At 72.5% G+C, this 14,126-nt stretch carries 10 protein-coding genes; 3 read left to right on the forward strand and 7 right to left on the reverse strand.

All coding sequences use genetic code 11. From position 1 onward, the window contains the following. From CLM62_RS03570 to CLM62_RS03590, 5 genes are all read right to left on the reverse strand, one after another. Positions 1-398 (reverse strand): hypothetical protein (locus CLM62_RS03570; protein WP_143658914.1); only part of this gene is annotated, 398 nt, incomplete at its 3' end. A gap of 131 nt (positions 399-529) precedes the next feature. After that, positions 530-1,795 carry a wax ester/triacylglycerol synthase domain-containing protein gene (locus tag CLM62_RS03575; protein ID WP_095748411.1) on the reverse strand — a complete coding sequence of 422 codons (1,266 nt, stop codon included), beginning with the start codon at positions 1,793-1,795 and terminating at the stop codon, positions 530-532. Positions 1,796-1,827: 32 nt separating this feature from the next. Next, on the reverse strand, positions 1,828-3,039 hold the full coding sequence (locus CLM62_RS03580) for a beta-ketoacyl synthase (protein WP_095748412.1): 1,212 nt from the start codon (positions 3,037-3,039) through the stop codon (positions 1,828-1,830). Further along, positions 3,036-3,308, reverse strand: a complete 273-nt coding sequence (locus CLM62_RS03585) for an acyl carrier protein (protein ID WP_095748413.1) — start codon at positions 3,306-3,308, stop codon at positions 3,036-3,038. Before CLM62_RS03585 ends, CLM62_RS03580 begins: the two co-directional genes overlap by 4 nt. Before the next feature lie 82 nt (positions 3,309-3,390). Beyond that, entirely contained in the window at positions 3,391-4,632 is a 1,242-nt protein-coding gene (locus CLM62_RS03590) for a WS/DGAT domain-containing protein (RefSeq protein ID WP_179381922.1), read from the reverse strand. A 620-nt stretch (positions 4,633-5,252) separates the two neighbouring features. Here CLM62_RS03590 and CLM62_RS03595 point away from each other — a divergent pair. Then, positions 5,253-10,742, forward strand: a complete 5,490-nt coding sequence (locus CLM62_RS03595) for an SDR family NAD(P)-dependent oxidoreductase (RefSeq protein ID WP_373559100.1) — start codon at positions 5,253-5,255, stop codon at positions 10,740-10,742. Between the two features lie 29 nt (positions 10,743-10,771). On the opposite strand, the gene CLM62_RS03600 is transcribed toward CLM62_RS03595, so the two are convergent. Continuing rightward, a complete protein-coding gene (locus CLM62_RS03600) occupies positions 10,772-11,461 on the reverse strand; it encodes an ANTAR domain-containing protein (RefSeq protein WP_095748416.1) in 690 nt (229 codons plus the stop codon). Positions 11,462-11,657: 196 nt separating this feature from the next. Here CLM62_RS03600 and CLM62_RS03605 point away from each other — a divergent pair, with 196 nt between their 5' ends. Then, positions 11,658-12,008 (forward strand): STAS domain-containing protein, encoded by a 351-nt coding sequence (locus CLM62_RS03605; protein ID WP_257003644.1) that lies wholly within the window; start codon positions 11,658-11,660, stop codon positions 12,006-12,008. After that, positions 12,008-12,958, forward strand: a complete 951-nt coding sequence (locus CLM62_RS03610) for a sensor histidine kinase (protein ID WP_095748418.1) — start codon at positions 12,008-12,010, stop codon at positions 12,956-12,958. The genes CLM62_RS03605 and CLM62_RS03610 overlap by 1 nt, the downstream gene beginning before the upstream one ends. Before the next feature lie 16 nt (positions 12,959-12,974). Here CLM62_RS03610 and CLM62_RS03615 read toward each other — a convergent pair whose 3' ends face one another. Next, positions 12,975-14,012 (reverse strand): rod shape-determining protein, encoded by a 1,038-nt coding sequence (locus CLM62_RS03615; protein WP_095748419.1) that lies wholly within the window; start codon positions 14,010-14,012, stop codon positions 12,975-12,977. Positions 14,013-14,126: the final 114 nt, after the last annotated feature.

Consider the following 14,126-nt stretch of genomic DNA (forward strand, 5'->3'; position numbering starts at 1 on the left):
TCCCCGTCGCCGTCGGTTCCCGCCTCCGGCGCGCCGACGTCCGCGGCGGAGACCAGGGCTACGACGCGCTCCAGGTCGGCGTCGGGTCCGCAGCCGACGTACACGCAGCCCAGCGTGCCGTTCACCTCGGCGCGGTACACCCCCGGCATCTCCCGCAGCGTGGCCTCGACCTCGCGTGCCGCGCCGGCCGTCCCGGGCCGTCCCAGGCGCTGGACCTCGATCTGCGCGCCACCGGGGGTCCGCCAGAGCCGGGGCGCACGGGGCCGCAGCAGGGGTCCGACCACCGGCAGGGCCGCCGGTACGCCGCTCAGCCACAGCGCGGCGGAGCGAACCGATCCGAACAGCTCGGGACCGGACGGCACGAACCGGGAGAGTGGGGACAGCACTGGCCGGATCACGCGGCCTCCACGCTCGGCCGACGGGGGTCGTGGCCGCCGCCCGGAAGGACACACGGCTCACTCCAGTATGACCATGTTTCATCCGTATCGTCCTGCGTGGGCGCGCCATATACGCCAGAAGGCGTCCCCTTTCAGGCCCGCTTCTGGCCCGCCGCGAGTTGCTCGAGCTCACGCGCGACCGCGTCGCCGAGCACCGTGGCTTCACCGGGCCTGTGGTTGCTGACCACGGTGAGGGTGTAGGTGTCGCCGGTCTGCATGAGGCAGAGGTTGGCCGTGCCCGGCCGGTGCAGTTGGGGAAGGGGGATGACGCGGACCAGCGGGCGTCCGTGCAGAGTGCTGGCCCTGTCTCTCCACTTGAACGCCGTGCACACCGTCGGTGTCACGTCGGGCTGCATCAGATGCCTGGCCAGAAGCGCGGGAACCCAGGGGCCGGGGCGTGCCGCGGCTTCGAGGAGGGGCAGTACCTTGCGGTGGACCTCGGTGCGGGCGGGCAGCTCGGCACACAGCCGCTGGCAGGCGCGCAGGCGGTCCGCGGGGGAGCCGCCGTCGACCGGCAGCGGCAGGCGCAGAGCGGTGACGATGTTGCCCAGTACGTGAGCGTCGGCACCGGAACGCAGGTCCACCGGAACCGTGGCGTGAAGGGGCGCAGGCGCCTTGGGCCACCTCCCGACCGGTCCGTAACGGGCTCGCAGGGCGCCGGCCAGTGATCCCAGGAGCAGCTCGTTGAGCGTGGCGTCCGGCCCACCGGCCGGGAGCCGTCGGGCTGCCCGGATCACCTGGGCCGGAAGGTCCGTCACCGCGACCGAGGCCTCGGCGGCGCGAGGTGAGGGCAGCGGGAGTGCCTGGCCGACTGCCCGCATGCGACGCAGTTCCCTGCCCGCGTCCTTCATCGTCACGGTGGACGCCGGTGGCGTTCGGGCGAAGCGGCGCCAGGACGGAGGCTCGTCCATCAGCAGCCGCATCAGGGTCTCCAGCGAGCGGCCGTCCATCAGACCGTGGTGGGCCAGCAGTACGACGGCGAAGTCGCCCCCGCAGGAGGTGCCCTCGGTCAGCCACATCCGCCACAGCGGCAGGTCCGCGGGAAGCGGCTGCTCGATGACGGTGCGCAGCAGCGGTTCGAGTTTCTCGTCGGCCGCGAGGACCTGGGACTCGGGATCGAACGCGGAGCCGGCGGCGGCCCACCGGTGGCTCGACAGCGAGTCACCCGCGCGGATTCCAGGTCGCCGCGGTGGCGGTCGTAGAGTCCAGCTCACGCGGGGCAGTTCGCTCCAGCGTTCGACGACCCGGGCGCGGATCGTGGCGAGATCGGGCGTACGTCCGGAAAAGACGGCGGCGATCCCGATGACACCGGGGCGGCCCGTACGGATGTGGCCCTCGTCCACAGCCGGCAGTCTCATCGAGTCAGTCATTCCGCATCACCGCATCCTCATCACTCATCTGCACCGGCTTCCGCGAAGACGAGGCAGGCGTTGTGGCCGCCGAAGGCGAAGCTGTTGCTGATCACGGGTCCCGCGCCGAGTTTGCGCGGCTCACCGGTGACCACGTCGATCTCGCACCGGGTGTCGGGCTTCGTCAGGTTGGCTGTCGGCGGTGCGAGTCCCTCGGCCACGGAGAGGACCGTCGCCACGGCCTCCAGGGCGCCGGCCGCGCCGAGGGCGTGACCGAGAACCCCCTTGGGCGCGGTGACCGGCACTCTCCCGGGCCCGAAGACCGCGGCGAGAGCCCGCGCCTCCGCCAGGTCGTTCAGCTCGGTGCCCGTGCCGTGGGCGTTGACGTGGACGACGTCGTCGGGTGTCGTGCCGGCATCGGCGAGCGCCTGCTCGATACAGGCGCGTGCTCCCGCCCCTTCGGAATGGGGCGCGGTCAGGTGGTAGCCGTCGGAGGTACGTCCGTACCCGGTCAGCAGCGCGTAGACACGCGCGCCGCGGGCGCGCGCGGCGTCGAGTCGTTCCATGACCAGGAAAGCCGCCCCTTCGCCCAGGACGAAGCCGAGACGGTCGGCGTCGAAGGGGCGTGAGGCCGTCGACGGGTCGTCGTACCCGTCGGCCATCGCGCGTGCTCTGGCGAAGGCCAGGGCGGTCGTGGCGGTGAGAGGGGCGTCGTGTCCGCCCGCCACCACGACGTCGGCCGCACCCGACCGGATCAGCTGCATGCCTTCGCCGATCGCGTGGGTGCCGGAGGCGCACGCGGTGGAGACGGTCAGACTGGGACCCGTGATGCTGTGCCGGGCGGTGATCCAGTAGGCGCCGGCGTTGTGCATCAGGAGCGGCGCGTACAGGGAACCGGGGTTGCCGAGCCCGTCTTCCTGGGAGATGACCCCGCCGTATCCGGTTCCGGTCACCACGGCACGTCGACGGGGCGGGGCGGCCAGGCCGCCGGCGTCGCGGATCGCGTCGGTGGCGGCGCACACGGCCAGCTGTGCCGACCGGTCCGTACGACGGGCCTCCTTCGGCGTCAGGTAGCCGTCAGGGGTGAAGTCGACGATCGGGCAGGCGGCGTGCTGTACGGAGCGGGCGTCGTCGAAGGCATGGAGGCGTGCGGTGGGCCGGGCCCGCAGCAGGGTCTGCCAGAACTCCGGTGGAGTGTGTCCCGCCGCGCTGCGCACGCCCAGCCCGGTGATGGCGACGTGTCCGCCCGTCATACGACCACACTCGACTGGCTCCCCGCGCGCAGCTCCATGATGAGGCGGACGACGTCCTCGACCGTGGCCACGCCCCTGACCCGGGAGGCCTTGGGCCGCACGCCGAACGTCGCTTCGATGGCGACCTCGAGTTCGGTGAGGTCCAGACTGTCGGCCCCGAGGTCGGCCACGAGTCGGGCCGGGGCGACGACCCGTTCCAGGGGAACGCTCATCACCTCGGCGCACAGGGGGCGTAGCGCATCCAGCACCTGCTGCTGATCAACTGTCATGCGTCCTTGCGGGCCTTCCTGTTGTCCGGCGGCGGCGGCCCGCCGACGGATCGTGGGCATGGTGGACTTTCGGGAGCGGGCGTCAGCCCGCGTACTCGGCCAACGCCTCCATTTCCTGAGTGACCGCCTCCACGAGTCGTTGTGCCTCCCCCGCGGAGAGGTGACAGACCACGGTGAGGGTGACCGTGCCGACTGCGTCCGCGAGACTGAAGGCGGCGCTTCCCGGCCGGTGCAGGGGGGAGAGGCACACGAGCCGGATCAGCGGGCTGCCGTTCCAGGAACCGGCCGGGACCGGCCACTTCAGCGTGGTGATCGCGGCAGCCACGTGGGACGCGTCGGCCCCGTGGGTGCCGAGGGCTCTGGTCAGCCACGGGGCGAAGTGCCGCGCGGTCTCGAGCGCCGACCCGAGCGCCTTCTGAGCCCTGCCGCGGTGCCGGATGTCCGCCACGAGCCGGCCACTGGCCCGCAGCCGGTCCACGGGGTCGTCGAGGTCGAGGGGCAGGGGGAACCGGGGAGCGGCGACGATGTTGCCCAGTTCCGAGGCCTCATGACCGCCGCGCACATCGCAGGGCACCATGGCGTAGACGGGACGGGAACCCCGCGGCCATCGGCCGGCGGGCCCGTAACGGGTGGACAGGGCGCCGGTCACCGAGGCCACCAGCAGGTGGTTCAGCGTGACGCGGCGCCCGTCGATCCGCCGTCGGCAGGCTGTCCGCACGACCTCCGACGGCAGCGCGGCGGTCGCCACCGAGGGGCGGGATCCACCCGTCGCTCCGAGCGGGATGGCCTGACCCGGCGCGAACAAGGTGAGCAGTTCCCTGCCGACCTTCCTCCAGCCCGGGCCTTCCGTGCCCGCGGCACAAGGGGGACGCAGGGCCGGGGCAGGGTCCGGCGCGTCGTCCAGCAGCAGCTCCAGGAGCGTCACCAGCGACCGGCCGTCGAGCAGGGCGTGCTGTGCCACCAACGCCAAGGCGAAGTCACCGCCGTAGGCGGTGTCCCGGACCACCAGCAATCGCCATGGCGGGAGTTCGTATCCGAGCGGACGGTCGACGTGGGAGGCGAGCAAGTCCTCGAGTTTTTCACCCGAATCGAGCACCTGGACCGCGGCGTCGAACCTTCCCGGACACGTCCAGTGAAACCGAGCCGGCTGGTTGTGGGGGGCTGCCCGCACCCAGCTCATCCGGTCCAGCGGTCCCCACCGCTCCACCACCCGGGACCTCACCTCGTCGAGAGGCGGCGGATCTCCCGAGAACACGGCGGTGACACCGACTACTCCCGCGCATCCGTTCGACGCCAGCAACTCATCCGCAAACGGGAATCTCATGCGATTAATCATCATGAACCCTTAGGAGGCAGTGCTGGCGGGAGAAAATGGCGCAATCACCATAACGCACGTTTGGGGCGTTTTTGGACAGCGATTCTTGTGGTTATATGACACATATGAAATTGGCGTGGCCACTTCACGCGCCCGTCACAATGCTGTGCGAGATTCAGATATGGTGTGTGCGGGGCTCAGGGAATTATACGATTCTCATTAACATGCCTTTTACTGGACATTGCAATCGCACACCTCTATCATCGCTCGGGCAGCCGGAAATTCACCGGCTACTGTGTTGTGTGCTGGGATGGGCGTTGCGAATGCAGAGCAAGACGGTGGATTTCCAACTGCTGGGCAGTCTCTCTCCGGCTATGCAGCACACCGCGCTGCTGGAACTGGTGAAGGAACAGATATCCGCAGTCACCGACGCGGAAGGGGCCGGCCGCCCCGTCGAGGCTCAGGCTCCGTGGCGGCGCCTCGGTATCTACCGGCACGTGGCGCAGAAGTTCCGGGACGGAGTGTCGGACGCGACCGGGCTTCGACTGCCGGCCACGCTGCTGTTCGATTATCCGACGCCGCGCGCCCTGGTCGAATATCTGCGTTCCGCACTGCTGGGCGTCTCGGCCGTGCCCGAGGCCGCCGCGACGGAGCCCCGGAGCCTCGCCGACGACCCGGTGGTCATCGTCGGTCTCGGCTGCCGCCTGCCCGGCGGAATCGACTCCCCCGAGGCCCTGTGGCGGCTGGTCGACGAGGGCGGGGACGCGATCGGCGGCCTGCCCCAGGACCGGGGCTGGGATCTGGACGGGCTGTACGACCCGGATCCGGAGCAGCACGGCACCGCGTACACCCGGCACGGCGGATTCCTGGACGGGGTGGGCGAGTTCGATCCCGGATTCTTCGGGATCAGCCCGCGCGAGGCGGCGGCACTGGACCCGCAGCAGCGGCTCATGCTGGAGATCTCCTGGGAGGCGATGGAGCGGGCGGGCATCGACCCGCAGTCGCTGCGCGGCAGCCGTACGGGCGTCTTCACCGGCGTCTCGCTCCAGGACTACGGGCCCGCCTGGCACGAGGCCCCGCACGAGGCGCAGGGACAGATGCTCACCGGCAACGCCCTGGGCGTCGTCTCCGGGCGCGTCTCCTACACCTTCGGGTTCGAGGGGCCGGCCCTGACGATCGACACGCAGTGCTCGTCGTCGCTGGTCGCGCTCCACGCGGCGGCGCAGGCGCTGCGCACCGGTGAGTGCGACCTCGCGCTGGCCGGGGGCGTCACCGTGATGTCGACGCCGGGCATGCTGCTGGAGTTCAGCCGCAAGCGCGGTCTGGCCCCGGACGGACGCTGCAAGGCGTTCTCCGCCGACGCGGACGGCACCGGATGGGCCGAGGGCGCGGCCGTACTGTTCCTCGAGCGACTCTCGGACGCCCGTCGCGCGGGCCGCCGGGTGCTGGCGGTGCTGCGCGCCACCGGCACCAACCAGGACGGCGCGAGCAACGGCCTGACCGCGCCCAACGGGCCGTCCCAGCAGCGCCTGATCCGGCAGACACTGGCCAAGGCCCGGCTGAACGCGGCCGACGTGGACGCGGTGGAGGCGCACGGCACCGGCACCGCGCTCGGCGACCCGATCGAGGCGAACGCGCTGATCGCCACGTACGGCCAGGGCCGGCCCGAGGGCCGGCCGCTCCGCCTGGGATCGCTGAAGTCGAACATCGGGCACGCCCAGGCGGCGGCGGGCGCTGCCGGAGTGATCAAGATGGTGATGGCGATGCGCCACGAGGTGCTCCCGCGCACCCTGCACGTCAAGGAGGCGTCCCCGCACGTCGACTGGTCCGCGGGCGCCGTGGAACTGCTGCGCGAACCGGTGCCGTGGCCGCGCACCGGACGGCCGCGCCGGGCGGCCGTGTCCGCCTTCGGCGTGAGCGGCACGAACGCGCACGCCATCATCGAGGAGGCCCCCGAGCCGGAGCCCGTCGCCGCACAGCCCGCCCTGCCGGTCGTGGTGTCCGCGCGGACCGACGTGGCGCTGCGCGAGCAGGCCGGACGCCTCGGTGCGTACCTGTCCGGCCGCCCGGAAGTCGACCTGCCGGACGCCGGGTTCACCCTTGCGGCCCGTACCCGCTTCGAACATCGGGCCGTCGTCGTCACGGCCGACCGCGACGAGGCCGTACGTGGCCTGCTGACGGTGGGTGAGGGCGGTACCGCGCCGGGCGTGACGCGCGGCAGCGTGCTGCCGGAGGTCGTGGACGGGCGGCTCGCGGCGCTGTTCACCGGGCAGGGCGGCCAACGGCCCGGCATGGGCCGGGAGTTGTATGCCGCGTACCCGGTCTTCGCCGAGGCCCTGGACGAGGTCTGCGCCCGGATGGACGTCCATCTGGAACGGCCGCTGCGGGAGGTGATGTTCGCGGCTGAGGGATCTGATGGGCCAGAGGGATGTGATGGACCAGGGGGCTCTGATGGACCAGAGGGGGCTGAGGGATCTGACGGGGCCGCGCTGCTGAACCAGACCGCCTACACACAGCCCGCCCTGTTCGCGTACGAGACCGCTCTGTTCCGTCTCGTCCAGTCGTGGGGCGTGGTCCCGGACGTGCTGATCGGGCACTCGATCGGCGAGTTGACGGCCGCGCACCTGGCCGGGGTGTGGTCACTGGACGACGCGTGCGCGCTGGTCGCCGCGCGGGGACGGCTGATGCAGTCCTGCCGTGCGGGCGGCGCGATGGCGGCGGTGCAGGCGGCCGAGGACGAAGTCCTGGCGACGCTGGCCGGCTTCGGCGATCGGGTGGTCGTGGCGACGGTCAACGGCCCGGCCGCGACCGTCGTCGCGGGCGACGCGGACGCGGTGGACGAGGTGGTGGCGCTGTGGCGGGAGCGGGGTCGCAGGACCAAGCGGCTGACGGTCTCCCACGCCTTCCACTCCCCGCACATGGACGACATGCTCGACGCCTTCCGCGAGGTCGCCGCGCGCGTCACCTACCGGCCCCCGCTCCTGCCCGTGATCTCCAACCTCACCGGGCGGCCGGCCACGGCCGAGCAACTCGCCTCGCCCGACTACTGGGTACGGCACGTGCGCGAGGCCGTCAGGTTCCTGGACGGCGTGCGCTGCCTGCACGAGCAGGGCGTGACCGCGTACCTGGAACTCGGCCCCGATGCGGTGCTGTCCGCCATGGGAACCGGCTGCCTGCCCGAGGACGCGACAAGCTCCGCCTTCGTGGCGGCGGCGAGGGCCGGACGCCCCGAGGCGGCGACCCTGCAGACGGCGCTGGCCGAACTGCACGTACGCGGTGTGCACGTCGAATGGCGTGCGCTCTACGAGGGGTTGGGCGCGGCGCACGTCGAACTGCCCACGTACGCCTTCCAGCGCAGGCGCTACTGGCTCGAGTCAACCGCGCGAGCACAGAAGCCCGCCCCGACGGCGACGGTGTCGGATCCGGCCCGGTGGCGCTACCGGGTGCGGTGGCGGCCGGTGGTGGCCCCGCCGACCGCGGTGCCGCCCTCGCTGTCCGGCACGTGGCTGCTGATGACACCGCCGGCCGGCGCCGACGAGGAACTCCTCACGCGCATGACATGGGTGATCGACCGGCTCGGCGGCCGCGCCGTGCGGGTACCGGTCGGGCCGCAGGACGCGGACCGCAGGCGGATGGCGGAGCTGCTGGAGAAGCGGATGGCCGACGCGGGCGGCGAGCTCGGGGGCGTGCTGTCGCTGCTGGCGCTGGACTCGACGGGGCATGCGGGGTTGGGCTCGGTCGGGGCTACGGCTGCGGCTGCGGCTTTGGGCTCCGCCGGGGCCATGGCGCTGGATGCCGCTGGGCATGCCACGGCCCCCGCCCCCACCCCGCACACAGCCCCCCACCCCGTCGTCTCCGACGGCCTCGCCCTGACCTGTGCCCTCGCTCAAGCCCTGGCCGACCTGGCCCTCGAGACGCCGCTGTGGTGTGCCACCCGCGCCGCTGTCGCCACCACCGACGACGAGCCGGTCACCGAACCCGGTCAGGCCATGGTGTGGGGGCTGGGCCGCACGCTCGCCCTGGAGCGGCCGCGCGGCTGGGGCGGTCTGATCGACCTTCCGGCCGAGCTGGACGACGAGGCGGTGCTGTGGCTCGGTGCGGCCCTGACCGGCCCGGAGGATGAGGATCAGCTGGCGGTGCGCGGTGCCGGCCTGTTCGCTCGTCGGCTGGTGCGGGTGCAGGACGGCGCCGGTGGCCCGGAGAATGCGTGGCAGCCGCGCGGGACCGTGCTGGTGACCGGTGGTACGGGTGCGCTAGGCGCGCAGGCCGCGCGGTGGCTGGCCGCCAACGGAGCGCGGCGGCTGGTGCTGACCGGCCGCCGGGGCCTGGACGCGCCGGGTGCGCCGCAACTGGTCGGCGAATTGTCCGGGTTGGGTGTGCACGTCTCCGTCGAGGCCTGCGACATGGCCGACCGGGAGCAGGTCGAGCGGCTGCTGGCGTCGATCCCGGCCGACGAGCTGACGGCCGTGGTGCACGCGGCCGGAGTCAGTGGCCGGCTTGCGCCGCTGACGGACATGGACCTCGCCGAGTTCGCGGAGGTCGTCGCGGCGAAGGCCGCGGGAGCCGTCCACCTGGACGCGGCTCTGGGCGATGCCGAACTGGACGCGTTCGTCCTCTTCTCGTCCATCTCCGCCACCTGGGGCAGCACCGGCCAGACGGCCTACGGCGCGGGCAACGCCTTCCTGGACGCCCTCGCCCAGCACCGCCGCGCCCGGGGTCTGGCCGCCACCTCGGTGGCCTGGGGCCCGTGGGCCGAGGCCGGCATGGGCGCCGAGGCCGGCATGCGGGACTTCCTCGCCCGGCGCGGCCTGCCGCCGATGAATCCCGCCGACGCCACCGCCGAGCTGTGGCGGGCCGTCGCCGCCGGGGAGACCACGCTGACGGTCGCCGACGTCGACTGGGACCGCTTCCTGCCGCCGTTCACCGCGACGCGGACCAGCCGGTTCTTCGACGAGATCAGGCCGCCGTCCGCCGCCGAACCCACGGCCGAGGAGGCACCGCGGGCACCCCGGCCGGCGGACCCGCTCCACATGGTCCGTACGGAGGCCGCCGCTGTCCTGGGCTACGCGTCACCGGACGAGATCGATCCGGCACGGCGCTTCCTGGAACTCGGCTTCGACTCGCTCGCCTCGGTGGAACTGCGCAAGCGGCTCGTCGCCGCGACCGGCCTGACCCTGGCCACCCCGGTGGTCTTCGAGCACCCGACCCCCGCCGAACTCGCCCGCCGCATCACCGAGTTGATGGCCGCGCAGCGGCCGGACGAGGCCGCTCCCCGGCGGGACGGCGGCGGGTCCGGGGTGCGCGACCTGTACCGGCGGGCGTGTGAGATCGGCAAGTTCACGGAGGGAATCGGCGTCCTTCAGGCCGCCGCCAAGCTGCGGCCGGTGTTCGCCGGCGCGGCGGAGTTCGGGCGTGAGCAGGAACTCGTACGGCTCGCCTCCGGCCCCGAGCGGCCCGCGCTGGTGTGTCTGCCGTCCATGGTGGCCCCCTCGGGCCCGCACAACTTCGCCCGTCTCGCCCTGCACCTGCACGGGCTGCACGACGTGTACGCGCTGCCGCTTCCGGGCTTCGGCGACGACGATCCGCTGCCCGCGAGCAGCGACCTCGTCGTGGACCTGCACGCCGACGCGGTCGCCCGCGAGCTGGGCGACAGCCCGGTGGCCCTGGCCGGATACTCCTCCGGCGGCTGGCTCGCCCATGCCGTCGCCGCCCGCCTGGAGGCCCGCGGACTCACCCCATGCGGGGTCGTCCTGCTCGACACGTGGTTCCCGAAGGACGACATCCCCGAGGGGCAGATCCGCAGCCAGTTGCAGGGCATCGCGGTCGACGACCGAGCGTTCGCGCTGATGACGGAGGCTCAGGTCACCGCCCAGGGCGCGTACCTGGACCTGTTCGACGGCTGGCGGCCGCAGGCGGTCACCGCGCCGGTCCTGCTCGTACGGGCCGGCGAGCGGATGCCGCAGGCGGCGAACGAAGAGGTGGCCGAGTCCCACGGGTGGAGCAAGGAGTGGGAGTTCGACCACGACACGATCGACGCCCCCGGCGACCACCAGACGATGATGAACGAGCACGCCGCCACCACCGCGGCCGCCGTGAGCGGTTGGCTGCGCCGGCCGTGACCGCCCAAGGCGCCCGGGGTGGCGGGTGCTTACGAGTCGCGTCGCGCTATCGCCGTACGCAGGGCCGTGCGCACCCCCTCCGGCGGTGGTGGGCCGTCGCTCTCGGTGCTGGCGGTGAGCGACGCGGCCACCGTGCGCAGCTTGGTGTTGGAGACCTGGGAGGCCTCGCGGAGGATGCTCCAGGCCTCGTCGGAGGTGATGGCGTGGGTGGCCATGAGGATGCCGCGTGCCTGGTCGATCACGGGCCGGGAGGTGATCGCCTGACGGAGCTGGTCCACCTCATCCTGGAGGCGCCGGAGTTGTTCCTCGCGTTCCAGGGCCACCGCGGACGAAGCGGGCGGGTGCGGCTCGGGTGTGGAGCCGTGGGCCGTGGAACACAGGGGGTCCGTGGTGTCCAGACCGACCAGTTCCAGGATCCGGCGCGGCTGGCCCCGCCAGTTCACCGTCGTGACCGGCATCCTCTGCTGGAGGCCGTAGGTACCGAGGGTCTCCAGGAACTGCAGTCCCGCCGTGTCCATGAAGACGACCCCGGTCATGTCCAGCTCCAGCCGACAGGTACGGGCCGGAAGCTCGGCCAGCGTCCCGGCCAGCACGTCCGCGCTGCCGCGGACGAGCTCTCCGCGCGGCGCGAGCACCGCTCGGCCGCCCTCGTCCACGTGGCTCTCGATGACCAGGGCGTCCAGTCGCCCCGCGAGAGATGTGTGTGCCGCTGAGGTCATTTCCCCGCCTCGATGGTCCTCGACTTTCTTCCTTCTCATGACGTTGCGTTCCCCGTCGCCACCGGGCCGGCCCGCGCGGGCCCGGCTGTGCTGACAGTCGCCTGCCCGCCGTACGGCCCACTACACACCCGCCCCAGGAATGTCATGTTCCTTCCCGGGTAAACGCGGTCTCGTCCGGGACGAGTGGGGAGACGGTGTGGGCATCCGGTATCAGACGCCTTCCGGCGCGGTCGGCGCGGCGCCGGAGTTGAGGTTGTCCCCGCTGCCCGAGCGGAGCGGGCTGCGGGTGGCGGGCGAGGTCGGCCTGTCCACGCACGCGGCCTGGGAACGGGCACTGGAGCAGGCCGTGGGCGGTGATGTGGACGTGTACTACTTGGAGTTGTCCTCCGTGACCTTCGTCGACGTCGCGGGCGCCGAGGTGCTCGCCACAGCCGCCCAGCGGCTTCAGGACGGCCGGCGGATCGTGCTGCACCGGCCGCCGCCCGCCCTGCGGCGGGTGCTGGAGTTGTTCTGGCCCGACCTGCCGGCGATCGAGGTGTCGAAGTGATGAGTGCCGCGGCCGAACCCTTCGAACCCTTCGTCCACCCCGCCCTGTTCTACGGCGACGAGCGTGAGTACCTCGCGGGCACGGTGCCCTTCGTGCGCGCCGGACTGGAGGCCGGCGACCCGGTGGCCGTGGCCGTGCCCGGGGAGAACCTCGACCTGATCCGGGACGGGCTCGGCACGGACGCCGACGCCGTACGCCTCCTCGACATGCGGGAGGCCGGACGCAACCCCGGCCGGATCATCCCCGGTGTACTGCGCGCCTTCGCCGACGCCCAGCCGCCCGGCCGGCGTGTGCGGATCATCGGCGAACCGATCTGGGCGGACCGTACGGAGACCGAGTACCCCGCCTGCGTCCAGCACGAGGCGCTGATCAACGCGGCGTTCCAGGGCCGCACGGTGAGCATCCTGTGTCCGTACGACACCCGGCGCCTGGCGCCGCACGTCATCGCCGACGCGTACGCCACCCACCCCACCGTCGTCCACGCCGCCGGCGGACCGCTGCGGAACAGCGGCTCCTACGCCCCCGAGGACGTCGTCGCCCGCTACAACGCGCCGTTGCCACCCGCCCCCGAAGTACCGCAGGTCTCCTTCTTCCCCTACGACGCGGAGTCGCTCTCGCAGGCCCGGCACATGGCCACCGACGTGGCCGGACGGCTCGGCGTCGACGGCACCCGGCTGCAGGACGTGGCCCTCGCCACCGCCGAACTGACCACCAACAGCGTGGTGCACGGCGGTGGCGAGGGCGTGCTGCGGGTGTGGGCGGAAGGCGAGTTCGTGGTGTGCGAGGTCCGGGACAAAGGACGGATCGCGGACCCCCTGGCGGGGCGCCGGCCGGCTCCGCGGGAGCAACGGGGCGGACGGGGAATGCTGTTGGTGAATCTCATCGCGGATCTGGTGCGCGTGTACACGGGGGACGAGGGGACGACCGTACGGTGTTACGTGCGCCGCTGAGGCGCCGGTGGTGCGCTCACGTGGCCAGAGGGTCCAGCGACAGCGGCTGGACCTTGCCCTCCACCATGTAGCCCAGTCCCTGTACGGCGCACACGTCGGGGCGTTCGGCGATGTACACCGGCATGCCGGTGGCCTGTCGCACCATCTGGTCGAGCCCGGGGAGCAGGGCGCTCCCGCCGACCATCATGATCCCGCGGTCGATGAGGTCGGCCACCAGATCGGGCGGGCAGACCCGCAGCACCCTGCCGATGCCGTCCAGGACGGCGGTCAGCGGCGTCTCGATCGCCTCCCGTACGGCGGCGGTGTCGACCTGCACGGCACGGGCGAGGCCGGTGGCCACGTCCCGCCCGTGGATCTCGGTGGAGGCCGGGCCGTGGGGCGTGAGCCCGTTGCCGGACAGGGCGAGCTGCAGCGGCCGTACGGACTGGCTGGGCAGCATCAGCTCGTGCTCGTGGCGCAGGTGCTGCACGATCGCGTGATCCACCGCCTCACCGCCGACCGGGATGCGCTCGGCGGTGACGATCGACCCGAGGGAGAGCACGGCGACCTGGGTCGCGGCGGCCCCGCACACCATGATCATGGTGGCCTCGGGCCGCTCGACGGGCAGTCCGCACCCCACGGCGGCGGCGATCAGCGTGTCGACCAGCTCCACCCGCCGCGCCCCGAGCCCGACCAGCGTCTCGATGGCCGCCCGCTGGGCCAGCGGGTCCGCGTCGTGCGGGGTGCAGGCGGCGGCGCGCAGGCGGGGTTTGCGGCGCAGGTTACGGCGGATCTTGTCGCCGAGCAGGTGCCGCAGCATGCGCTGCGCCATCTCGATGTCGACGACCGTCCCGCCGGAGACGGGCCGGACGACACGGATGTAATGGGGCGTACGCCCCGTCATCTTCTCGGCGAGCTCCCCGACCGCGATCAGCGCGCCGGTACGGGTGTTGACGGCGGCGGCGGACGGCTGGTCGACGACGAGCCCGGCCCCCTTCACGTACACCCGCGTCCGCGCCGCCCCCAGATCGACGGCGAAGTGGCAGCGGCGCAGCTGCTCCAGACTGGCGGTCATGGAGGCCTCCCGAGAGCACGGACTGTGGGGCCGCCGGGTGGCGGCCCTACTGGCATCGTGCGGGGGTGGGGGAGGGGGCGCCTTTTGGAAGGGGCCGGGTGGGGGTGCCGCTGA

The sequence above is a fragment of the Streptomyces sp. SA15 genome, from assembly GCF_002291145.1.
Lineage (GTDB): Bacteria > Actinomycetota > Actinomycetes > Streptomycetales > Streptomycetaceae > Streptomyces.